Below are 21,943 nucleotides of genomic sequence, written 5' to 3'. Positions count from 1 at the left end.
TCGTATACACTGATTGTAACAAGAAGCTATCTGTCTGTAATCTCAACTTATCTGCAAATGCGATATCAATCCTTGCACCGGATGTATCATATTTTGCTGTGGTATCCTTTCTTGTTCTGTTTTATTTGTTCCAGACATTTTATTTATCTGCATCATGCCTGCATATATTTCGCTCCAATCTCTTCACTGGATCTCACCTTACATACCCGCTCATGGATACGGCATATCCGTTCACTCTGTGATCCGTCAGCTACTGCATCTGTTGTATGCTCAAGATAATGCAGCAAATGAATCAGCTCCTCTGATACTTCTTCCCGGTTTTCCCCACGTGTGTTCAAAAAAATCCGCACCGTCTTCCAGTGTACATTCCGGCACTTCTGCACACCTTGGGGCAAATGTGTAACGGTATTTTCCATTATATCTATTGCTTTTACACGTTGAATTTTCCTAAAAATTCCTGCATTCTTGCATGTCCCGCATCAAAGACCTCTTCCGGTGTACCTTCCAGAGCAACCAGACCTTTATCCATAAAAATAATCCGGTCGGAAATATCGCGGGCAAATGCCATCTCGTGCGTAACGATAACCATCGTTATTTTCAGATCAGCCAAAGATTTAATCACACGCAGCACCTCGCCGGTCAGCTCCGGATCAAGGGCTGAAGTCGGCTCGTCAAAAAACAAAATCTTGGGATTCAGTGCAAGGGCACGGGCAATCGCCACTCTCTGGCACTGCCCGCCCGAAAGCTGACAGGGATATGCGTCCTCCTTATCCTCCAAGCCCATTTTTTTCAGAAGCGCGCGCGCTTCTGCATAAACCTCTGCCTTTGCCCGTTTCTGTACGTGTATCGGCGCGTCTGTAATATTTCTCATAACAGAATAATGCGGAAAGAGATTGAAATTCTGAAAAACCAGGCCAAAATAACTGCTGATCTGTTTCCGCTTTTCACCTTTTACATACAGCTCTTTTCCATCTTTCACACTGGCTGCTATCTCACCCAGATACGAAATCTCCCCGCCGTCAATGTGTTCCAGCATCGTTGCACACCGAAGAAGCGTCGATTTTCCTGAACCGGAGGGGCCTATGACAGAGAGAATCTCCCCCTCTTTTACTGATATGGAAATATCCTTCAGCACTTCAAGCCCGTCAAAACTTTTCCGTATATGCTTCATCTCCAATAGATTCATTGCGCTTCCTCCTAATGATAATAATTCAGCTTCTTCTCAAACAGTTCCATCACCCATGCTACCACGAAATTGAATATGTAATAAAAGCCTCCTGCAATCACAAAAGGAAGAACCGTTGTCTGTGCCGCCGCAATCTGCTTTGCAACAGCAAACATTTCAATATAAGATACTGAATATACGAGAGACGTATCTTTTACCAATGTAATGACTTCATTTGTCACGGACGGCAGCACGATCTTGATCACCTGCGGAAGAATAATCTTAAGGAACGTCTGGCTTTTTCCGTATCCGAGAAGCTGCGCTGCCTCATACTGCCCTTTCGGAATCGACTCAATACCGGAACGATATATTTCAGCAAAATATGCGGCGTAATTCAACGAACATCCCAAAATAATGGCTGTAAATTTGTAACCGCCGATATTCATTTTCCACAGATAAAACGGACCAAAATACCAGATCAGAAGCTGCAGCATGAGCGGTGTTCCGCGCATAATCGAAATATAAATTTTCACCAGCCAGCTCACCGGCTTGATGCGGCTCACTCTGCCAAAATACACTACCATTCCAAGCGGCAGCGAAAACAGCAGTGTCAGCGCAAAAATCAGGCAGCTCTGCCCGAATCCCATTGTAAGTTGTCTCAGCATTACGTTTAAACTCATCCATTCTCCTCCCGGAAACAAGCACGGGGACTGCCGTGCGCCCAAGAATGTGTCTGTGCCAGATGAAATAACTTTTACCGGCAACACCCCTTCGGCTCTCACAGCAGTCCCTTATCGTCGTGACGCTTTTTGTTCTTCTTTATTCTTCTGCCTTCAGAGATACCATATCTGCAATCTCATATTTTTCGGCAAGCTCCTGAACCGTACCATCATTCGTGAGCTTCTGAAGATCTGCATTGACGATATCACAAAGCTCCTGATCGCCCTTTTTAAAGCCAATCGCATACTGCTCTTTGTTCAGAGTCTGATCCAGTATTTTGAATCCTTCTCCTCTGGAATTCAGCTGATATTTTGCAACACCGATGTCAATCGCCAAAGCATCCAGCGCACCTGCCTGAAGCTCAGTAAATGCGGTATTGTAATCCGCAAACGGTCTCAGTTCTCCAAAGGTATCTGCCAACGCCTTCTGTCCGCCTTCTTCCTCACTGTTTAACAGCTCTTCTGCTGCGGAAGCAGCCTGCACGCCGACAATCTTTCCTGCCAGTCCTTCCAGATCATCAATGCCGGCATCCTCTGCCACAACAATCACCTGGCTGTTGTCCACATATGGAACAGAAAACGTGTAATCATCCTCACGGCCATTCATAGTAAAACCGTTCCAGATGCAGTCAATGGCTCCGGAATTCAGCTCCATATCCTTGGAATCCCAGTTGATCGGTTTCTTGACAAGCTCCCAGCCTTCCATTTCACAGACTGCCTGTGCCAGCTCCAGATCGAAACCGGTATATTCCCCGTTGTCATCCATATATCCATACGGCGGATATTCCGCATCAAACCCTACGGTCAGAGACGTTCTCTCGCCTGCCATACAAACAGTGCCAATCATCATAGATGCAGTTAATGCAACCGCTGTCATTGTACAAAATACGCTTTTTTTCATAATATATATCCTCCACTTCCGGCAGCGCAAGCCGCCTACTCTCTGCTGTAGTAGCACTCTACTACGCTAAACTGCACGTTTATCTTACCAGACAACGTAGCTACTGTCAAGTAAAAAAAGCTGCTGTCCCATTGTTTGAAGGACCGCAGCCTAATCTATACGATTCTATTTTGTATACTTATGAGATCACGCCTCGTATTCACGCATTTTTCCTTTGTAAAGGAAAATCCACAAAGCAAACAGAAGCATCCATCCAATACTTCCTGCTCCGCTGATGATATTGGCAATCTCAGAATTCACGATACCGGAAAGCAGATTGATGACAGCCATAAGCGCCAGAAGGATATGAACCACTGCCACATAAACAGACACACTTCCATACTCCTCGCCTGCCTTACTGTTCAGACGGCAGGTCTTCAGTGTCGCAAGATAACAGAAATAGTACATAATCACAAACATGACCACTGCAATCAACAATACCAGCACAACGCCAGATATCACCATCATCGAAATGCTTTTTGATACCCACGCAGCAATCACAACTGCCACAGAAACAATCAAAACGGCCAGCATTACAACACAAGAAATTGCCATATTAATGAGAACAGTTGCCTTTAAAAATCCAAAGCCAATACCCGACATCTCATCCTTTGCCGTCATCGCCATGACAAAAATCAGCCACAGACCGATGCAGAACAGCAAATCCGGAATGTGAAGGACAAGGTTGGCAACAATCGCTCCGGAATCCAGTTTGGACAAAAGCGAAACCAGTGTCTGAACATACCCTGACACCTGACCAGGCAACGCCATGCCTTTAATCAGGCGAACTGCCTGAGAATAATTCAGCTGATTCATGAAAACGGCTGCAACAGAGCCTGCCAGAAATACGGTATGCAAAATTGCAAGAACCAGAAAAATCGGAGATTGCAGCATCTCCCTGGCCTGATCCATAAGCTGACGCGACTGATAACCGCCGGACTGTGCATCCGGACGCATTCCCTGCATTGGACGCCCTGCCGGATTCGGATTCTGGCCAAACGGTCGATTCACCACAACCGGACGGCCCGTCTGCCCCGGCGCCGGATTGATCGGGCGATTCTGACCTGCCATCTGATCTGTCGGCCTTCTTTGAGGACCTGCTCCCGGATTCATCGGACGGCCCTGACCCGCCATCTGCTCAAATGGCCGCCTTGACTGTCCTGCCTCCGAATTTCCTGGACGGTTCTGACTTGCCATTTGATCAGCCGCTCGCCTCTTGGACCCTGCTCCCCGATCTGCCGGAGGCGCCTGGTCTCCCGGCCTTCTCTGCGTATCGGCTCCCGGAATTGCCTGGCCCGGTCTCTGATCTGCCGGTCGCCTCTGTGCCCCAGCTGCTCCCATTGGTTTACGTGGGCCTGACGGCGCTGTATATCCCGTACTCTGCGGTCCACCCGAAGGTCTTCCCTGCACATTTTTACGGATCGCCCCCTGCTGATCGTACGCCGCTCCTCCTGGAGTCAAATCGCTCTGCCCATAAATCTGCGGCTGGCTTTTCATTCTGCGTGACGAAGGACCCACACGTCCAGGCTGTGCCGGTCTCCGGCTGCCGGTCTCTCTTCCCCTGCGAACTTCTGCCTGCACAGGCGCTTCTGTCTCCGCGGATTCCTCTGTATATCTATCTGTATAGGGACTGCCGCATACGGTGCACGCCGCAGCATTGTCGTCTCCCTCATTTCCACATACCATACATCGCTTCATTTTTTTATCTGTTCCTCCTGCTTTTTTCCACAATGTCTGTGGTTCTCTGCCCTTTTCGGACATTATACCTTATTATGGGAATGAGGGCAACCCCCTGCTTTTTACTGCTCCAGAAGTTTTTCCAGGCTGACAAGCTTTACACTCAGGACAAAAATCTTTGCGGCCTGCTCCAATTCCTCCGGCGTTGGAAAGGAAGGTGCAATACGGATATTGCTGTCTTTCGGATCTTTTCCATATGGGAAAGTAGCCCCTGCTCCTGTCATTATCACGCCTGCATCCTTTGTTCTTGCCACAATCTTTTTGGCACAACCGTCCAGCGCGTCAAAGGAAATAAAATAACCGCCTTTCGGTTTCACCCAGCTTGCGATTTCCAGACCGCCAAGCTCTGTTTCCAGTACGGACAGCACAGTCTCAAACTTGGGGCGAAGAATCGCTGCATGTTTTTTCATATGTTCACGTACGCCATCCATATCTCTGAAAAAACGGACATGCCGAAGCTGGTTCAGTTTATCATGACCTATTGTCTGGTAAGACATCGCCTTTTTGGCATCCGCCAGATTTGCCTTCGATGCCGCCATAACTGCGATTCCCGATCCAGGGAAGCTAACCTTCGAAGTCGAAATAAACTGATACACCAGATCCTCATTGCCTGCCTTCTGGCATTCTGAAAAGATCGGAAGAATTTCATCCTGATCATTGTCATACAGATGGTGAATGGTATACGCATTATCCCAGAAAATCCGAAAATCCGGAGCAGCCGGTTTTAGCTGTGCAAACCGACGAACCGTCTCATCGGAATAAGAAATTCCGGTAGGATTCGAATATTTCGGGACACACCAGATTCCCTTGACCGACGCATCCTCAGATACAAGCTGTTCCACCAAATCCATATCCGGTCCGGTCGCAAGAAGCGGAACCGGAATCATCTCAATACCGAAAAATTCTGTAATCCCAAAATGTCTGTCATACCCTGGCACCGGACAGAGAAACTTCACCTTTTCCAGCTTTCCCCAAGGCGTATGTCCACATATCCCCATATACATTGCACGCGCAATCGTATCAAACATCACATTCAGGCTGGAGTTTCCGTAAACCAGAATATTCTCTTCCGGTACTTCTGACATCTCAGCAAACAGTCTGCGCGCCTCCGGAATGCCGTCCATAATCCCGTAATTCCTGCAATCAATTCCTGACTCACAATTCATATCCGAGTCACCTTTCAGCACATCCAGCATTCCATTTGTCAGATTCAGCTGTTCTTTTGAAGGTTTTCCCCTGGACATGTCAAGCTTCAGGCCAACTCCCTTTATTTCCTGAAACTTCTGTTCCAGCTCGTCATGTTCTCTTTGGAGTTCTTCCCGGGTCATTTCTTTGTATGCTTTCATCATGTCTCCTCCTAGTATAATAATGATATAGCTACAAGAGCTATAGAGTTAATAAGTTACAAGGTCATATCTGATGAATAACAGAAGGAGAATTCCCTCTCCATCAGAAGTTATAAACATTTACCGTGTCTGAGGTTTCCTTAATGCACCAGACAAAATATAGAGGTATAATCACCGAGGCAGGATCATTGACGTTTCCTCCTTGGGAACCAGCAGAGCCTCTGCTGGCGAAACCTTAAGATAAGTCTGTCAGTCCATTCGGTGGTGATTTATGTTTTGGCTGGTTGGGAGGCCTCAGGCTATACCTGTATAAGCCGCTAGGTTGTGTATCCGCCTTTTGGAATTGGATGCCTGCCGGAAAGGATAAAAACATGCAATACCAAAAAGTACTTAAGATGCTTGAAAACACTCCCTATCTCTCAGTCGGGCTTGATGTCGGGGCAGACTTCACCTGGATGTCCATCATGCTCCCTAATAGCACGCTTACCGGGAAACCTTTCAAGATCGTTCATTCCGATCCCCAGTCCCGGGAGCTTGCCGTCACAAAAATAAAGGAAGCACAAAAGGCGTATTCTCTTGAAAGCCGCTGCTTCCTTGAGTCCACCGGGATCTACCACATCCCGCTCCTGTGCTTCCTTCGCGATAAGGGTTTTGACTGCTCGGTCATTAATCCTATCATTACTAAGAATAGCACAAACATGAACGTAAGAAAACTGCATAATGATAAATTTGATTCTAAAAAAGCTGCCAAAGTAGGGCTGGATGCTTCCCTGAAGACTTCCGTCATTCCGGATGATGAGGTCATTGACCTGCGCAACCTGGTACGGGACTATTATTACTTCAAGGACCTGCAGTCCGCTGTCATCCTGAAGCTCACGGCGGAACTGAAAGTATCTTTCCCCGCATACCGAAAGGTGTTCAGTAAGGTCACCACCCAGACTTCTTTAAAACTTCTGGATGCGTATCCCCTTGCACAGGAGCTTCTCGCCGCACCAAAGGAGACGGTGGTGGAAATGATCCGTTCCACAGCACGCTTCGGGGAAAAGTACGCCCTGGCAAAATATGACGCCCTGCATGACGCCGCAGAGGATGCAGCTGTTTTCGGGCGTGCCCTTCAAAGCAACGCCCTCCGGATCCGGCTATATATAAAACTCTACCGGGAATACCAGGAGCATCTGGACAGCATGCTCGAAGAACTGCATAAAGCTGTCGAAAGGCTGGAAGGAACGCCGGTCCGTGGCCGTATCTCCCTCCTCCAGACCCTGCCGGGTGTCGGTTTCCTGAGTGCGGTCGTCCTGATCGCGGAAATGGGCTCCTTTGACCTGTTTTCCTCACCCAAAAAACTTTATGCTTACTTTGGGATGGATCCCGGTGTAAATGATTCCGGCAAGTTCCACGGGGACAGGGTCCATATGTCCAAGCGGGGCTCCAGCCTTGCCAGGCGTATCCTGCATATGGCCGCCATCAACAACCTGAAAGTAGATAAAGCAGCAAATGCGCCCGTGAACCCTGTCATTTATGACTATTACATCCGCAAATGTGCCGGCAAGAAAAAGATCGTTGCCGTTGGGGCTGTCATGCACAAAATCTGTAACACCATTTTTGCCATGCTCCGGGATAATAAGCCTTTTGAACTCATTACACCAGAGGAACACTGCAAACGGTACGCAGCAGAACACTCAGGAACTATGAACGCCGCTGCATGATAGAAGTCGGAATCAACTTTAAAAAATCCCATAACAATTGGGTTTATTAAAGTTACCCTTTTTTAGATCAACTGCTCGAAAAAAAATTTTTAAACATTTTTCAATTTACCTATTGACATTTCTTAGCTGGACTTGTATTAAGATGTCTTTGTATCGCAAACATTTGTCCGTATCAAAAGTCTGCGGTGTCTATTCTACCGCCTGATATGGATTCCGTCAAGTCTTTTTGTATTTGTTTCTGGTACCGATACTGCGATATCTCCACCGCATCCTCAATTTCCAGATCGTATTCGCCGGCCAGCGACTCCAGATGATGGCGAAATTCATGTAATAATACTTTGCGAATTCTCTCCCGCAGCTCCTCCTCACTGCTGTATCTGAAACATAGTTCAAAAGAACCATAATACAGCACAATAAAGCGCCCCAGAAAACGATCCACATGATACTCGCCCAAAACAAAAAGATCATGGTCCTGCGCCGCAGGGTGTAAACGCCTGTGTCTTCGAACCATGATCCCTCCATTCAGTTCCCGGAAAAGATCTTCCGGGAACGTTTCTGCAATTTCCAAAGCAGTCTCTTCAAATACCTCAAATGTCATCATTTTATCTGCCCCATCAAAAGACAATCTTTACTATGTTCACACTTTCCATAACAACAGTCAGAAGAAATCAACTCCTGACTTCCATCTGCCCGTTTTTCCACTTCACAGATCACGATTCGCGTCTGATTCTGCAGTTTACAGAAACCAGTTATAAATTCTTCCATGACCATACCACTATCACCACTTTTCTCAATGATAAACGGAAGCTATCGTTTTCGGGAAATCTTTTCCATGAGACTCTGCTTCAGTTCTGTAAACGTCTCCTTATGCCATCTGGAAACCGCTCCCGGATTCCTCTTTAAAAGCCCACGAACCGACCTGCCATACGTATTGGCAAGACGCCCTTTCAGTTCGCCCATTTTAGCTGCCAGCTCCTGCATTTCCGAAACAACCTGGTCTTTTGCATTCAGCGCTTGCTCTTTTACAAACCCTACCTGTTCCTTTGCAAGAAGCGCCTGTTCTTTCACAAAAGCAACCTGCTCTTTTGCCCTCTCTCCCGTATCCTGTGCAAACTGTTCTAGCTCATGCAACTTCTCAGAAAGCTTCCGCAACTCTTCACGAATCAACTCATTCTGTACAAGAATATCGCGCAGATGAACTGCAGCATGGAAGGAGGTTATAAGATCTGCCAGAATAAAAGGCGTCATCACCATCACTGCCAGCTTCACGTATTTTTCATCAACGGCAAAGACAAGCTGTTCTACATATTGGTGTCCGAATTTTACAAGAACCACTGTCATAAATCCCCAACATACCGTTGAGCCGAGGCAAATATATCCGTTGACATTCAGAAACTTATCTGAATAATCCCAGTACCGTACCCGAAACAGGCATTCCATCACAGCCCCTGTGACATACTCGAGAAGCGTGGGCGCAACCATACCTGCCAAAAACATCAGCACCATATGATCCCGCAGCGGAATCGTCACAATCAGAATACAGAGCGCGCCACTCCCGTAAATCGGAAGAAATGGCCCTTTTAAAAAGCCTCTGTTTACCAGCTTTTTCTCATGAACGGATACATAACAGCACTCCCAGATCCACCCCAGAAAGCAGTAGATGTAAAAAAACATGACCCACTGTGAAACAGTATACATTTCCATATATGATTTCCTTTAATCCTCATCCTCTTCTTCCGCAATCACACCAGACACCATACTGATCGTGCTCACAGAAACAATCACTGCAACAATTACAACAAAAAGTATTAAAACGGTAAGAAAAACTCCCATATCCTGCTCCTTTCAACTCTGTCCTGCTATTTATTCTATACTTTTACACACCTCTACATGGCATATACGGTTGCCTGCACCTATCGGTGGATCTCAAGAAGCTTGTTCTTCAACTCAAGCTCCATTCGGTTCAGCTCTTCCTCAGCTACACGGCGCTTCTGACGCCCATCCTCCTGAATCCGGATTACTTCATCAAACGTAGAGATCAGAGAGGCATTTGTTGCCTTCAAAGTCTCAAGATCAACGATTCCGCGCTCTGATGCCTTCGCACTCTCTACTGTGGCCACCTTCAGGGCATCCGCATTTTTGCGCAAAAGCTCATTTGTCATATCTGTAACTTCTCTCTGTGCCCTGGCTGCCTGGTTTGCGTGCTCAACGCCCAGCGCAATCACCATCTGGCTCTTCCACAGAGGAATTGTATTAACCACTGTAGATTGAATCTTCTCAATCATCAAGGAATCGCTCGACTGCACCAGACGAATCTGCGGCGCTGTCTGAATCGCGATCATTCTTGTCAGCTCCAGATCATGAAGCTTCTTCTCAAAACGATCGCAAAGTGATTCCAGGTCTTTGGCTGCCTGCGCATCTTCCGGAAGATTGCTGCGGTTTGCTTTTTCAATCAACTGGGCAAGCTCTGTCGCACGAACTTCCTGCAACCGCTTTTTCCCTGCAAGAATATACATAGAAAGCTCTTTAAAATAGGCAAGGTTCAGTCCATACATCTTATCCAGAACAGCCACATCCTTCATCAGCTGCATCTGATGATTTTCCAGAACTTCACAAATCTTCTCGACATTTACTTCGGCTTTTTCATACTTTGCTTTCATCGCGGTAATTTTGTTACCTGTCTTCTTGAACAGTCCCAGAAAACCTTTTTCTTCCTCATCCGCATCGAAGCTCTTCAACTCCGTCACCAGAGAGGAAATCATATCTCCGACCTCGCCAAGATCTTTGGTTCTTACATTTTTAAGCGCATTCTCAGAAAAATCTGCCATCTTTTTCTGCGTTCCGACGCCATACTGCAAAATACCGTTTGAATCATGCAGATTAATCTGACGGCTGAAATCCTCTACCATCTTCTTTTCCGCGTCCGTCAAAATATCTTCCGTAAGCTGCGGCTCCGCTTTTTTCTCGGCCTCTTTTTCCTGCTCTTTTACAGCCAGCGGCTCTTCCTTCTGAAGTTCCGGAGTACCAAATGCCAAAACGGGCGCCGGAGCCTCCTGAAACTCTTTAAATTCATCACTCATTCTTTATCCCTCCTGTAGCTCTGCCAAAATCTGTTCCTGTAAGCCCTTCCTGTGCCAGCATGGTATTCAGCACAGAAATATCAGAAGAAATATCCCATGCCTTCTCTTCATAAAAACTGTCCAGGAAATTTTCAAACGCTGTGTTGATGGTATCCAGCGCCTTTTCTATTTCTTTTTTTGTATTTTCGATGTTCTGTCCTGTGATCGGCTGTGAATCCAGCTCACAATATGCATTCAATAGCTTGGATGTCGTCGGAAGATAATAGCTCATCATCTTCTTCATATCAGAGACCGAACCGGGATCCTTTTCCACTTCGCGGAAAATCCTTGTAATCACAAGCTCCAGACGGTCAAGCTTCGCAGAAATCACCTTGCCTGATATCTTTTCATTGCACTCATGAATATGACGAATGTATTTCTTTCCCTCTTCCATAAGCTCCCGGCATTCCGGTGAAAGATGCCCGGCACTCTTTCCGTGACCGTTTTGCTGTTCGTGTTTTTCCTGCTTCTCCTGTCTGCTTTGCTGCTCTTTCTCTGAAAGCACTTCCTGCATCATCTTATCTGCATGGCCGACACTCCGTTCCATCTGACGGCGTTCGTATTCCGTCTGCGTATCAAGGTACTGTTGATACGTGGTACCATCTGTTATCAGAAGTGATTCCTGCCTGGCCAGATATCCATCTTTAAAAAAGCCGCGGCCAATCATTTTTTTCAGATCCTTCTGAACAAATTTGTCACTTTTCCCGATGGCTGCCGCCAGCTCCTCGACCAGACAATACGTCCGATTCCCAAGCACCGCTCTGTACCTGCGGAAACGGTTGGCCAGCCTTACTCTTACACTGCCCAGGTTTCCAAATGCCATAAATGCACTGAAGCAAACCGCCAGAATCCCACCTGGAACTACAATGCTCATGCCTGTCCCATAAGCGACAATCGCAAGAATAGCAAGAGAAAATCCGCACATACTGCCAATACTGTAACCGGTCCATTTCATCACCTGTCCTGAAATCTCGCCCGGAACCCGCAGCTTCACTGTTTTTACGGCGTGTGTACGGTCTTTTTGTTGTTCTTTATGCGTCACGTCCCCGGAAGAAGCATACCCCCGGAACTTCGCTTTCTTTTCCTCCATTTGCGCAGCCCGGCGGCGCCTTTCCTGCACGTTGCGGCGAATCTGCTCCGCGGCCCGGCGGTTTGTATACTGATACACATCACGGGCTTCCTCTTTTCGCCCGGACTTCTCTGTACTCGCAGATCTATGAGAAAGATTTTCCCTGATCGCGGACTGCACACTGTTTACGGTATCGTTCACCACATTGGCAATCGTCGCACTCAATTCTGAAAAATCCTTACTGTCCACAGCATCCTGTACCAGCTTTTTAATCTGGTCTCCGGCATCGTACCAGTCATTTTTCTTCATAAGCCTTGTCTCCTGAAACCTGTTTGAGCCAAGTATACCACCATCACATTTATCACGCAAGAAAAATTCAGCGCGGAGTAAGGAAGGGAGCCCACTGTTACCAGTGGACTCCCGTTTTATCTTTTTAATATGTACTTACCAGTATCTTCTCGCACTGACCGGTGTTCGGTAACTGTAATCAGAAATGATAATACCTGTATCTGAAGTGCTGGCATGTACCACCTGGCCGTTGCCCATGTAGATGGTTACATGTCCGATTCCACCGCCGCCTTCATAGAAGAGCAGATCGCCTGCCTGAATTTCGCTCAGGCTGACCGGTGTGCCGCCGTATGCCTGATCCGCTGCCACACGCGGAATGTAAATGCCAAAGTTTGCCATAACTGACTGTGTAAATCCGGAACAGTCTGCTCCGTTTGTCAGGCTTGTACCGCCCCATACATATGGACAACCAACATACTGCACTGCAAAATCAACAATCTGCTGACCAAGCGTATAGCCTGAAGATGGCGGCTCCGGTTCAGAATAATCTGGTTCGGAATAGTCTGGCTCTGAATAATCAGGTTCCGTGTAATCCGGCTGGCTCGGCTGCTCTGGCTCGGTATATACCGGCTCAGTCTGCTGTTGCTCTTCCTGAGCTGCTGCATCTGCTGCTGCCTGCTGTTCCAAATATGCCTGATATGCTGCCTGAGCCTCATTCGCAGCATCAATCACTGCCTGCTCATCTGCCTGCTGTGTCGCTGCGTCTGCCTCTGCCTGTGCATCCAAGTACTCCTGATATGCTGCATCAGCGGATGCCTGTGCGTCCTGAGATGTCTGGCTGGACTGCTGGGCCTGCCACTCTGCATCCCATGCCGCCTGCTGCTCTGCTGCTTCCTGCTCTGCGATTGCATCCAGGTAAGCCTGCTCTGCTGCTGCACGCTCTGCTTCCTGATCTGCCAGATAATTGAGCCATTCCTGATCAAGCCTTGCCTGCTCCTCCTCCAGCGTCTCAGCTGTGGGGTAATACGTATCGTAATCTACATAATATGCATTTACATAACCATATACATCGCCACCAAGCGCAACCTTCATCCAGTCGCCTTCATACTGAACAACCTCAAGCTGGTCAGAGCTGTATGCCATACCGATCTGCTCGGAATCCTCGCTTGGCTGGCTGCGAACCACAAGTGCTTCCGGGTGAACCGTGGCAACATTGTAAGCAACCTCATCGGCAATCGACTGTGCATGTTCACCGATCACAAAGAACTCTGCCTTTACGTATCCGGTAGCATTTCCGGACTGTACTTCGTACCAGTCTCCTACCTGACTCAGAATGGTAACAGAACCATTATTATATACTTTTCCAACAACCTCGCTGTCTGCGCTGGCGCTGCTTCTTACATTAATATATTCTTCACACTGTGCAAAAGCAATCTCCCCGCTCATGCTTGTATCAACAACCGGCTCTGTCTCCGGTGCTTCTGTCTGCACTTCTGTCTGTGCTGGTGCGTCATACGACACATCTGTCTGTGACTCAGCTGCGGTCTCTGCTACCGGCGGCTCTGTCTGTACAGATTCTGTTTGGAAAGCCTCTGTTTCAAAAGTCTCTGTCTGCGCCACTCTATTTTCAACAGTCACTGTCGATATGCCGGAAAATCCTGCCAGTGTCACGTCCTTCGCTGCAAACGCCACAGTGGTCATTCCTGTAAACGTCATCCCAGCTGCCAGACAACACGCTGTGAACTGTAATACTCCTCTTTTCATTACTTATCCCTTCCTCCCAAAACAAATGCTTCGTATTTGTTACGAATTTATTACATTTATTACACGCTTATCATAACAAACACGCGCTCTTATGTCAAGCATTTTAAATATTTTTTTAATTTTTTCAAAAGAAATAAGTAACAATATGGTAATAATTGGATTTATAGTGTGTTTAGATAGCCCTGAACTGACGTAATTACATTCGCTCCATCCGCTACAGCCGTCACAATTTGACGTAATTGTTTCGTTCGGATGTCGCCTGCCGCAAATATTCCGGGAATTTCCGTCTTTCCATCTTCTGCGGCAACGATACACCCGTTATTATCAAGATGTAATAATTTTGTAATGATTCCGGTATTTGGTATGGTTCCGACGGCAATGAACACACCGTCAACTTCCAAAACACGTTCGGATTGATCTTTTTTATTGCGTATTCTCAATCCCTCTACGTGATCTTCACCCGGAATGGATACGACTTCCGTGTCCCAGAGAAATTCTATATTATTACATTTTTCAAGCTGCTCCTGCAACATCGCCGCAGCCCGCAGTTCATTTCTCCGATGGATGAGATATACCTTCTCACAGCCCCTGGCCAAAAACAACGCATCCTCGACAGCCACATCGCCGCCGCCGACAACTGCAACAGTTCGGCCTTTAAAAAATGCACCGTCACAAGTCGCGCAGTAAGAAACACCCATTCCTGTCAGCTCCTGCTCGCCCGGCACTTCCAGATGGCGGTATCTGGCCCCCATTGCCAGAACGATCGTACGTGCACGGAATTCTTCTTGCTCCGTATATACCGCCTTTATTTTTCCTTGATCTTCCAGAGCGATATGCTTTGCTTCTATATTAATAAACTGCGCGCCAAGCTTCTCTGCGTGCTCCCGCAGCTTCATCCCAAGTTCATAACCTCCAATACCCGGAAGTCCCGGATAGTTGTCCACCTCATACGTATTCAAAACCTGTCCGCCACTCACATATTCCTTTTCCAGAACAACCGCAGACAATCTGGCTCTCTGTGCATAAATAGCCGCTGCCAGACCGGCCGGACCGGAGCCGATGATAATTACATCATATATCATATTTGCCCTCCTTTTATTTACTGCCTCCTCTATCATACCCCAAAATACTCCACTTGAAAAGAATTGACACGGTATTTTCTTTCTGCTATATTAAATATTGATAACTATTACTGTTTTGGAGAGGATTATGAGTACTTTAAAATACAGCAGGCAACGCGAAGCAATCAAAACATTTTTAAAAAATCGTACAGACCACCCGACCGCAGACACCGTTTATACCTGTCTGCGGGAGGCGTATCCGAATATCAGTCTTGGCACCGTTTACCGCAATCTCTCACTTTTAGAACAGCTCGGGGAAATATCCAGGATTTCCACCGGAGACAGTGCGGAACATTACGACGGCAACATGGACCCCCACCAGCATTTTATCTGTTCGCATTGTCACAAGGTATATGATGTCCGGATTCCGGAGATCCATTCCCTTCTTGGCAAAGCCGTTGAAAATGTGCCCGGTAAAATAGAAGCGTTTCATGCTAATTTCTATGGGGTATGCCACGAATGCCAGAAAGAACCTATTACTTTGGAGCACAATCCATAAAATATGTAAGAATAGAAACTGGAATTTTTTGTAATAATAATATTAAAATACACTTGACAATCTAAAAATCAAATGCTATATTAAAACAGTAATCATTACTGATTTTAATATAGGGTTATGATAAAGAAAAGGAGATCACAATTATGGCAAAATTTGTATGTAATGTTTGTGGCTATGTTTATGAAGGAGATGCAGCTCCGGCACAGTGTCCGGTATGTAAGGCACCGGCTGAGAAATTCACTGAGATGACAGGTGATATGACATGGGCAGCAGAACATGTTGTTGGCGTAGCTAAGGGCGTATCAGATGATATCCTTGCTGACCTTCGCGCAAACTTTGAAGGCGAGTGTTCTGAAGTTGGTATGTACCTCGCTATGGCAAGAGTTGCTCACAGAGAAGGTTATCCGGAAATCGGTTTGTACTGGGAGAAAGCTGCTTACGAAGAGGCAGAACATGCTGCTAAATTTGCAGAGCTTCTCGGTGAAGTTGTTACAGACAGCACAAAGAAAAACCTTGAAATGCGTGTAGAAGCAGAAAACGGCGCTACTGCTGGCAAATTCGACCTGGCTAAGCGTGCAAAAGCTGCAAACCTGGACGCAATCCATGACACCGTTCATGAGATGGCACGCGACGAGGCTCGTCATGGCAAAGCATTCAAGGGGCTTCTGGAGAGATACTTCGGCTAAGTTGCAGGCCATGCATAATCATAAAAATAACGCCTGGGGAACTTGTTCCCTGGGCGTTTCTTTTTACCATGCATGTTTTCCTGTTGCAAGCAAACTTTCAATATCCAAACTCCCTCTGTCAGGGATGCGAACGAAGCCCGGTCTGAAAGCCTTCCACACGCTCTGCCTGATTTGGCGCTTCCTCCATCGCATAAGCACTGTAGCCCCAGCTTAAAAGACAGACAAATATGAAACGCCGCATTTTACCCCCTTTGCAACCGTCAGTTGCGCATTTTCCTGCTCTGATTGGTAGCACGCAACCGCAAAAAGTGCTATGATAACCCCTGAAAACAGACGTCTGAACAATTATAACTATGGAGGCTTTTATGATTTTATCAGAAAAAATACTTACCCTTCGAAAAAAGAACGGCTGGTCTCAGGAAGAACTGGCTGAAAAATTAAATGTAACAAGGCAGTCCGTCTCGAAATGGGAGATCGCTGCCAGCATTCCGGATATCGGAAAAATCCTGGAGCTGGCACAGATTTTTGATGTAACCACTGACTTCCTGTTAAAAGATGACATGGAGGAAATGCAGTACGCCCCGGATTCGGAAATCCATGAAACTTCCCGCGGCCCCAGGGTCTCCGTGCAGGAAGCAAATGAATATTTTACCTGTAAAAAAAGAAGCGGAAAATCGATGGGCCTTGCTGCTGCCCTTTTCATTCTCTGTCCGTCTCCGCTTCTGGCCCTTATGGGATTTTCGGAACTGCCTTCTTTTCCTTTATCGGATGAGCTCAGCGCAGGACTTGGTGTCATTTTGCTTCTTTTGCTCGTATCAGCCGGAATCGCAGTTTCTGTTTTTGACGAATCCCGCATGAAACGTTTTCATTATCTCAAAAATTTTGATTTTGAGCTTGAATACGGCGTTGCCGGAATTGCAGAGGAAAAGAGGGAATCTTTTCGCGAAACGTATACCCGCATGCAGGTGATCGGTATCTCCCTGTGCGTTATGTCTGCTGTTCCGATTCTGATTGCCGGCTTTGTGGATGCGCCCGATGCAGCTGGCAGCTTTACCGTTATTCTTCTGCTGATTTTCATTGCAACAGCTGTTTTTATTTTTTCAGTTTCCGGCTGCATACAGGATAGCTATGACCTGCTTCTTGAAGAAGGAAAATTCTCCCCAAAAGAGCGTGCCAAAGACCGCCGTATTAAAATATTCAGCCGTTTTTACTGGCCAATCATCACTGCCGTCTATCTCGTATGGACACTGCGCGAACGCCAGTGGCGCACCACCTGGATCGTCTGGGTCGTAGGCGGCCTCCTTTATGCAGCCATAGCTGCTGTCTTAAAAAAGGAGGACTAAAAAAGCATCCAAGTAACAAAATAGCAGGCTGCTGCATGTATCATATAAAAAATGCGGCTGCCTGTTATTATATTAAACATCTCCCTATCAGCTGTTCCTTCTCCTTCCGCGTAAGCCGCTTAATGCGCGCCTCCCGGCTCATCGCCTCCTCTTTTGATTCAAACTCCTCATAATAAACCAGCTCCACAGGCCCTCTGCTCCTCGTATACTTCGCTCCCTTCCCCTCATTATGCACCCGAATCCGTTTTTCCAGATTGTTTGTCCACCCCGTATAATACGTCCCATCACTACATTTTACTACATATGTATAATTCATAACATGTCCCTTCCCCTGCTCTATGTAGCGGAATGGCCAGCAGAAGCCATACAGCAACCGCAAACCACCCCTTGTATCTGAAGCAGCCGGCGCAATGCAAAAACGCTGCTGATCGTCACTTTTCCCTGTTTCAATGAAACAGGCATCAGCACCATCTGGTGTATCTCGCCCAAAACCGGCGGCGCCACATCCTTTCCAGAATGGCCACCGCCGGTGCAAAATACTGCCTGTAAAAATCCGGCTGCAGATTCTATACAATATATTATACTCCCTGCGCGCAAATCCGTGCAGATAATTTTCCGGATTTGCTGTCCTTCTTCTGGCAGCCGAAAGCATTCCTGTTTCTGTCCGGTATCTTATTCCAGGTATAAAACCGGATCTACCGGAACATCGTTCTGTGTCATTGCAAAATAGAGGTTGCTTCCTTCCTGACTGTAGTACTTGGTCGGTTCGCTGACATATCCAAGCAGAGCTCCCTCTGCCACAACATCTCCCTGTGCGACCGCCATCTCTTTCAGCTGACCGTAAGTAAGCTTATATCCGCCTCCAATATTCAAAACCAGTGTATTTCCTGTCTCTTCATCAATATATACCGACTCTACGATTCCCTTTGCAGCTGCCAGAACCTGATTTCCCGTATCGCTGCCAATCACAATTGCCGGATTATATTTATACTGGTTCAATGTCGGAAAATAGATACTTCCATCCATGCTGTAGTCCAGCAAAATTGTTCCAGCTGCCGGCCACATCAGAGAATTATCATCTGTGAAACTGATGCCCTCTGCAACCAGTGCCTGCTCCGAAATAATCTGGCTGGAAGATGCCTCTGCTGCTGATGTATCTGTCATTCCATCCTGGCCTTCTGCAGAAACGACCGGTGTACCGTCTGCCTGACCATTCGCGGAAACCGCCTGCGCTGGATCTGTCTGTCCATCTGAGGAGGCGGTCTGTGTGCCGTCTGCCTGACCATCCACGGAAGCTGTCTGTGTGTCGTCTGTCTGTCCATCCGCGGAAGCTGTCTGCGCATCCTTGTCATCCGCCTGACCATTTGCGGAAGCTTCTTTCGCCATATCTTTTGCCATCTTATCCTCAAGTGTCGGGAACAAAGCATCCTCGATGTCATCCGTTGGACCTATTTCTTCTTCCAGATACGCCAGCTGATCAAGCTCTGTTTCCTGCTGCGTGTCTCTTTTCTGTCGTGTCTGATTTACCGCTGCAATACCGCCGAGCACCAGAATGCCCGTCATGCAAAGACTGATTGTCCAGATACTGCTGCGCTTTGTAATAAAGTTTTTAAATGCTCTCTTATCCATATCATTCACCTCATCATTATGATTCCTCACCGGTTTAATGATAGGATTGCCAGAAAAGCACAGTTTATACAGAAAAAATCTTGTACAGAAAAAAATACTGTAGCAGACACGCCAGCTCACATACTGTGTAAAAAATAACAGTCCCTCAAGTTACGTTAATTTCTGTATCAACGAAAACAAGGCCGCTGCATCATCGGCAACAACCTTGTTTTATCATCTTATTTCTTAAACCTCAAACGACTCCGGATCTACCTCAACTTTTACTTTGTCCAGATGCCAGATTTCATCCACATACTGCTGAATCGTACGGTCGGACGTAAATTTTCCACTGCAAGCCATATTCAAAATCGCCATCTTTGCCCAGCCTGCTTCATCGCGGTATGCTTTTTCCACGCGCTCCTGTGCTGCGGCATAGGATTTGAAATCTGCCAGAATAAAATACGTATCCGGTTTATCGCTGCTGTTTGTGTTCAGGAGTGAATCATAGATATCGCGGAACATCTCGGTATCTCTGGAATACTCGCCGTTAATCAGCTGCATCAGCACGCGGCGGATATCCTGGTCGTTATTGAAATAATCCGTAGGATGATAACCGCCTTCATTTTCATAGCGAATTACCTCATCTGCCGACAAGCCAAATATAAACGCATTCTCCATGCCGACTTCCTCAACGATCTCCACATTCGCGCCATCCATCGTTCCAACCGTCGGAGCGCCGTTCAGCATGAATTTCATATTGCCGGTACCGGAAGCTTCCTTGCTCGCTGTTGAAATCTGCTCAGAAACATCTGCTGCTGCAAAGATCAGCTCTGCGTTCGATACACGGTAATCCTCGATAAATACCACCTTCAGCTTACCATTGATAGATTTATCGTTATTAATTACTTCTGCCACACTGTTGATCAGCTTGATCGTCAGTTTTGCACGGCGATAACCTGCCGCCGCCTTGGCGCCGAAGATAAACGTTCTCGGATAGAAATCCATCTCCGGATGGTCTTTGATTTTATTATACAGATACATCACATGCAGGATATTCAGAAGCTGACGTTTGTACTCATGCAGACGTTTTACCTGCACATCGAAAATAGAACGGGGATCAACCTCGATTCCATTATGCTCTTTGATATATTTTGCGAGACGCAGCTTGTTCTGGTATTTAATGTTCATAAACTCCTGCTGAGCCTTCGGGTCCTCCGCGTAAACCTTCATCTTTGCAATCTGCGTCAGGTCTGTAATCCACTCATCACCGATGTGGTCTGTTACCCATTCAGCCAGAAGCGGATTTGCGTGAAGCAGGAATCTTCTCTGTGTGATACCGTTTGTCTTGTTGTTGAATTTCTGCGGCATCATCTCATAGAAATCTTTCAGCTCCTGATTTTTCAGGATTTCCGTGTGCAGCCTTGCAACGCCGTTTACAGAGTAGCCTGCTGCAATCGCCAGATGCGCCATCTTTACCTGTCCGTCGTAAATGATAGCCATCTTCCGGATTTTTTCCTGATTGCCCGGATATTTTCTCTGGATCTCCTCAACAAAGCGGCGGTTGATTTCCTCTACGATCTGATAAACACGCGGAAGCAGTCTAGAGAACAACTCAATCGGCCATTTCTCGAGCGCCTCTGCCATGATCGTATGATTCGTATAAGCACACGTCTTTGTCGTGATCTCCCATGCCTCGTCCCACTCAAGGCCTTCCTCATCCAAAAGAATACGCATCAGTTCCGCAATCGCTACCGTCGGATGCGTGTCGTTTAACTGGAAGGTCACTTTTTCATGGAATTTGCGGATATCGTCATGTGTTCTCTTATATTTTGCAATCGCTTCCTGCACACTTGCTGAAATAAAGAAATACTGCTGTTTCAGCCGGAGCTCTTTTCCTGCATAATGATTATCGTTCGGATAGAGCACGTCCACGATATTCTTTGCCAGATTCTCCTGCTCTACTGCTTTCTGATAATCACCTTTATCGAAAGAATCCAGATGGAAATCTGCAATCGCCTCCGCATCCCAGACGCGCAGTGTATTTACAACGTTATTGTTGTATCCGAGAATCGGCATATCAAACGGGATTGCCCTTACAGACTGATATCCCTCATGAATAAAATTGTTTCTCCGGTTCTTCTCGTCGTATTCAACGCGCACGTATCCGCCAAATTTTACGGTCTTTGCATATTCCGGACGGCGCAACTCAAACGGATTTCCGTTCTTCAGCCAGTTATCCGGGACTTCGATCTGATAACCGTTTTCAATTTTCTGTTTAAACATTCCGTAACGATAACGGATTCCACAGCCATATGCAGAATAGCCAAGCGTAGCCAGAGAATCCAGGAAACAGGCTGCCAGACGTCCAAGGCCACCGTTTCCAAGCGCTGCGTCCGGCTCCTGATCCTCGATCACATTGAGGTCAAAGCCCATTTCCTCCAGCGCTTCCTTTACCTCTTTGTAAGCAGTCAGATTAATCAGGTTGTTTCCAAGCGCACGGCCCATCAGGAATTCCATGGACATATAATAAACCGTTTTCGGATCGTCGATTTCGTACTGCTTCTGCGTTGCCAGCCAGTTGTTGATAATTTCATCCTTTACAGCGTAGGACACTGCCTGAAAAAGCTGCTGCTGATCTGCCTCCCTGATGGTTTTTCGGTAAAGCGTTTTTACGTTATCTTTTACTCTCTCCTTGAATACTTCCTTGTCGATTAATTTATTCATGGTTTGTTTTCCTTTCCATTCTTCGCTACCCCTGGACCTACAAGGCATCCGGCTGGCAACCCCTCACCAGCCGGATGTATGATCTTAATAACTGATTTTACCTGCAAAA

21 protein-coding genes are annotated in these 21,943 nt (G+C 46.8%); 4 read left to right on the top strand and 17 right to left on the bottom strand.

The features are described 5' to 3' along the window. Positions 1 to 152 precede the first annotated feature (152 nt). The 6 genes from AC6I2O_RS00535 to AC6I2O_RS00510 all read right to left on the bottom strand — a co-directional run bounded on the left by AC6I2O_RS00535 (position 153) and on the right by AC6I2O_RS00510 (position 5,907). On the bottom strand, positions 153 to 338 hold the full coding sequence (locus tag AC6I2O_RS00535) for a hypothetical protein (protein ID WP_497741509.1): 186 nt from the start codon (positions 336 to 338) through the stop codon (positions 153 to 155). Between the two features lie 92 nt (positions 339 to 430). Continuing rightward, positions 431 to 1,186 (bottom strand): amino acid ABC transporter ATP-binding protein, encoded by a 756-nt coding sequence (locus AC6I2O_RS00530; RefSeq protein ID WP_120393207.1) that lies wholly within the window; start codon positions 1,184 to 1,186, stop codon positions 431 to 433. An 11-nt stretch (positions 1,187 to 1,197) separates the two neighbouring features. Continuing rightward, the gene (locus AC6I2O_RS00525) at positions 1,198 to 1,845 is read right to left on the bottom strand and encodes an amino acid ABC transporter permease (RefSeq protein ID WP_120393208.1); all 648 of its coding nucleotides are present in this window, start codon (positions 1,843 to 1,845) and stop codon (positions 1,198 to 1,200) included. A gap of 139 nt (positions 1,846 to 1,984) precedes the next feature. Then, complete coding sequence (locus AC6I2O_RS00520; RefSeq protein WP_497742483.1) at positions 1,985 to 2,734, bottom strand: amino acid ABC transporter substrate-binding protein; 750 nt, start codon at positions 2,732 to 2,734, stop codon at positions 1,985 to 1,987. Positions 2,735 to 2,971: 237 nt separating this feature from the next. After that, positions 2,972 to 4,522, bottom strand: coding sequence for a hypothetical protein (locus AC6I2O_RS00515; RefSeq protein WP_497741508.1), 1,551 nt, complete (start codon positions 4,520 to 4,522; stop codon positions 2,972 to 2,974). A 101-nt stretch (positions 4,523 to 4,623) separates the two neighbouring features. Then, positions 4,624 to 5,907 (bottom strand): aspartate aminotransferase type Ic, encoded by a 1,284-nt coding sequence (locus AC6I2O_RS00510; RefSeq protein ID WP_120393211.1) that lies wholly within the window; start codon positions 5,905 to 5,907, stop codon positions 4,624 to 4,626. 371 nt (positions 5,908 to 6,278) lie between these two features. Here AC6I2O_RS00510 and AC6I2O_RS00505 point away from each other — a divergent pair, with 371 nt between their 5' ends. Further along, positions 6,279 to 7,613: an IS110 family RNA-guided transposase gene (locus AC6I2O_RS00505; protein ID WP_120393879.1), complete on the top strand. Its 1,335-nt coding sequence runs from the start codon at positions 6,279 to 6,281 to the stop codon at positions 7,611 to 7,613. Positions 7,614 to 7,785: 172 nt separating this feature from the next. Here AC6I2O_RS00505 and AC6I2O_RS00500 read toward each other — a convergent pair whose 3' ends face one another. The 7 genes from AC6I2O_RS00500 to trxB form a co-directional block, all read right to left on the bottom strand. Beyond that, complete coding sequence (locus tag AC6I2O_RS00500; RefSeq protein ID WP_497741507.1) at positions 7,786 to 8,214, bottom strand: metallopeptidase family protein; 429 nt, start codon at positions 8,212 to 8,214, stop codon at positions 7,786 to 7,788. After that, on the bottom strand, positions 8,211 to 8,378 hold the full coding sequence (locus AC6I2O_RS00495) for a ubiquinone biosynthesis protein UbiE (RefSeq protein WP_497741506.1): 168 nt from the start codon (positions 8,376 to 8,378) through the stop codon (positions 8,211 to 8,213). Before AC6I2O_RS00495 ends, AC6I2O_RS00500 begins: the two co-directional genes overlap by 4 nt. 42 nt (positions 8,379 to 8,420) lie before the next feature. Then, positions 8,421 to 9,317 carry a putative ABC transporter permease gene (locus AC6I2O_RS00490; protein ID WP_497741505.1) on the bottom strand — a complete coding sequence of 299 codons (897 nt, stop codon included), beginning with the start codon at positions 9,315 to 9,317 and terminating at the stop codon, positions 8,421 to 8,423. A gap of 209 nt (positions 9,318 to 9,526) precedes the next feature. Then, positions 9,527 to 10,693: a toxic anion resistance protein gene (locus tag AC6I2O_RS00485; RefSeq protein WP_497741504.1), complete on the bottom strand. Its 1,167-nt coding sequence runs from the start codon at positions 10,691 to 10,693 to the stop codon at positions 9,527 to 9,529. Further along, positions 10,686 to 12,110 carry a 5-bromo-4-chloroindolyl phosphate hydrolysis family protein gene (locus AC6I2O_RS00480; protein WP_120393216.1) on the bottom strand — a complete coding sequence of 475 codons (1,425 nt, stop codon included), beginning with the start codon at positions 12,108 to 12,110 and terminating at the stop codon, positions 10,686 to 10,688. Before AC6I2O_RS00480 ends, AC6I2O_RS00485 begins: the two co-directional genes overlap by 8 nt. 135 nt (positions 12,111 to 12,245) lie before the next feature. Next, positions 12,246 to 13,853 (bottom strand): C40 family peptidase, encoded by a 1,608-nt coding sequence (locus AC6I2O_RS00475; RefSeq protein ID WP_120393217.1) that lies wholly within the window; start codon positions 13,851 to 13,853, stop codon positions 12,246 to 12,248. Positions 13,854 to 14,014: 161 nt separating this feature from the next. After that, entirely contained in the window at positions 14,015 to 14,935 is a 921-nt protein-coding gene (gene trxB, locus AC6I2O_RS00470; protein ID WP_120393218.1) for a thioredoxin-disulfide reductase, read from the bottom strand. Positions 14,936 to 15,062: 127 nt separating this feature from the next. Here trxB and AC6I2O_RS00465 point away from each other — a divergent pair, with 127 nt between their 5' ends. Next, positions 15,063 to 15,473 carry a Fur family transcriptional regulator gene (locus AC6I2O_RS00465; protein ID WP_120393219.1) on the top strand — a complete coding sequence of 137 codons (411 nt, stop codon included), beginning with the start codon at positions 15,063 to 15,065 and terminating at the stop codon, positions 15,471 to 15,473. A 143-nt stretch (positions 15,474 to 15,616) separates the two neighbouring features. Next, positions 15,617 to 16,159 (top strand): NADH peroxidase, encoded by a 543-nt coding sequence (locus tag AC6I2O_RS00460; protein ID WP_120393220.1) that lies wholly within the window; start codon positions 15,617 to 15,619, stop codon positions 16,157 to 16,159. Positions 16,160 to 16,277: 118 nt separating this feature from the next. On the opposite strand, the gene AC6I2O_RS00455 is transcribed toward AC6I2O_RS00460, so the two are convergent. Further along, positions 16,278 to 16,400 (bottom strand): hypothetical protein, encoded by a 123-nt coding sequence (locus tag AC6I2O_RS00455; RefSeq protein WP_497741503.1) that lies wholly within the window; start codon positions 16,398 to 16,400, stop codon positions 16,278 to 16,280. Positions 16,401 to 16,524: 124 nt separating this feature from the next. Here AC6I2O_RS00455 and AC6I2O_RS00450 point away from each other — a divergent pair, with 124 nt between their 5' ends. Further along, entirely contained in the window at positions 16,525 to 17,502 is a 978-nt protein-coding gene (locus tag AC6I2O_RS00450) for a helix-turn-helix domain-containing protein (RefSeq protein WP_497741502.1), read from the top strand. 67 nt (positions 17,503 to 17,569) lie between these two features. Here the strand turns inward: AC6I2O_RS00450 and AC6I2O_RS00445 are convergent, their stop codons facing one another. The 3 genes from AC6I2O_RS00445 to AC6I2O_RS00435 form a co-directional block, all read right to left on the bottom strand. Then, positions 17,570 to 17,818, bottom strand: coding sequence for a GIY-YIG nuclease family protein (locus tag AC6I2O_RS00445; protein ID WP_120393253.1), 249 nt, complete (start codon positions 17,816 to 17,818; stop codon positions 17,570 to 17,572). A 356-nt stretch (positions 17,819 to 18,174) separates the two neighbouring features. Continuing rightward, entirely contained in the window at positions 18,175 to 19,131 is a 957-nt protein-coding gene (locus tag AC6I2O_RS00440; RefSeq protein WP_147412315.1) for a M23 family metallopeptidase, read from the bottom strand. 225 nt (positions 19,132 to 19,356) lie between these two features. Continuing rightward, positions 19,357 to 21,834, bottom strand: a complete 2,478-nt coding sequence (locus AC6I2O_RS00435; RefSeq protein ID WP_120393223.1) for a glycogen/starch/alpha-glucan phosphorylase — start codon at positions 21,832 to 21,834, stop codon at positions 19,357 to 19,359. Positions 21,835 to 21,943: the final 109 nt, after the last annotated feature.

Source organism: Blautia sp. St.27G3, from assembly GCF_059728505.1.
The sequence above is the reverse complement of the archived record's forward strand: the minus strand, read 5'-3'. Positions and strand labels throughout refer to the sequence as shown.

Coding starts and splice junctions, on each gene's coding strand:
- AC6I2O_RS00440 (WP_147412315.1), bottom strand. CDS start 19,131: ATGGATAAGAGAGCATTTAAAAACTTTATTACAAAGCGCAGCAGTATC.
- AC6I2O_RS00495 (WP_497741506.1), bottom strand. CDS start 8,378: ATGGAAGAATTTATAACTGGTTTCTGTAAACTGCAGAATCAGACGCGA.
- AC6I2O_RS00480 (WP_120393216.1), bottom strand. CDS start 12,110: ATGAAGAAAAATGACTGGTACGATGCCGGAGACCAGATTAAAAAGCTG.
- AC6I2O_RS00475 (WP_120393217.1), bottom strand. CDS start 13,853: ATGAAAAGAGGAGTATTACAGTTCACAGCGTGTTGTCTGGCAGCTGGG.
- AC6I2O_RS00500 (WP_497741507.1), bottom strand. CDS start 8,214: ATGATGACATTTGAGGTATTTGAAGAGACTGCTTTGGAAATTGCAGAA.
- AC6I2O_RS00515 (WP_497741508.1), bottom strand. CDS start 4,522: ATGAAGCGATGTATGGTATGTGGAAATGAGGGAGACGACAATGCTGCG.
- AC6I2O_RS00505 (WP_120393879.1), top strand. CDS start 6,279: ATGCAATACCAAAAAGTACTTAAGATGCTTGAAAACACTCCCTATCTC.
- trxB (WP_120393218.1), bottom strand. CDS start 14,935: ATGATATATGATGTAATTATCATCGGCTCCGGTCCGGCCGGTCTGGCA.
- AC6I2O_RS00485 (WP_497741504.1), bottom strand. CDS start 10,693: ATGAGTGATGAATTTAAAGAGTTTCAGGAGGCTCCGGCGCCCGTTTTG.
- AC6I2O_RS00520 (WP_497742483.1), bottom strand. CDS start 2,734: ATGATGATTGGCACTGTTTGTATGGCAGGCGAGAGAACGTCTCTGACC.
- AC6I2O_RS00525 (WP_120393208.1), bottom strand. CDS start 1,845: ATGAGTTTAAACGTAATGCTGAGACAACTTACAATGGGATTCGGGCAG.
- AC6I2O_RS00465 (WP_120393219.1), top strand. CDS start 15,063: ATGAGTACTTTAAAATACAGCAGGCAACGCGAAGCAATCAAAACATTT.
- AC6I2O_RS00445 (WP_120393253.1), bottom strand. CDS start 17,818: ATGAATTATACATATGTAGTAAAATGTAGTGATGGGACGTATTATACG.
- AC6I2O_RS00510 (WP_120393211.1), bottom strand. CDS start 5,907: ATGAAAGCATACAAAGAAATGACCCGGGAAGAACTCCAAAGAGAACAT.
- AC6I2O_RS00435 (WP_120393223.1), bottom strand. CDS start 21,834: ATGAATAAATTAATCGACAAGGAAGTATTCAAGGAGAGAGTAAAAGAT.
- AC6I2O_RS00530 (WP_120393207.1), bottom strand. CDS start 1,186: ATGAATCTATTGGAGATGAAGCATATACGGAAAAGTTTTGACGGGCTT.
- AC6I2O_RS00490 (WP_497741505.1), bottom strand. CDS start 9,317: ATGGAAATGTATACTGTTTCACAGTGGGTCATGTTTTTTTACATCTAC.
- AC6I2O_RS00460 (WP_120393220.1), top strand. CDS start 15,617: ATGGCAAAATTTGTATGTAATGTTTGTGGCTATGTTTATGAAGGAGAT.
- AC6I2O_RS00450 (WP_497741502.1), top strand. CDS start 16,525: ATGATTTTATCAGAAAAAATACTTACCCTTCGAAAAAAGAACGGCTGG.
- AC6I2O_RS00455 (WP_497741503.1), bottom strand. CDS start 16,400: ATGCGGCGTTTCATATTTGTCTGTCTTTTAAGCTGGGGCTACAGTGCT.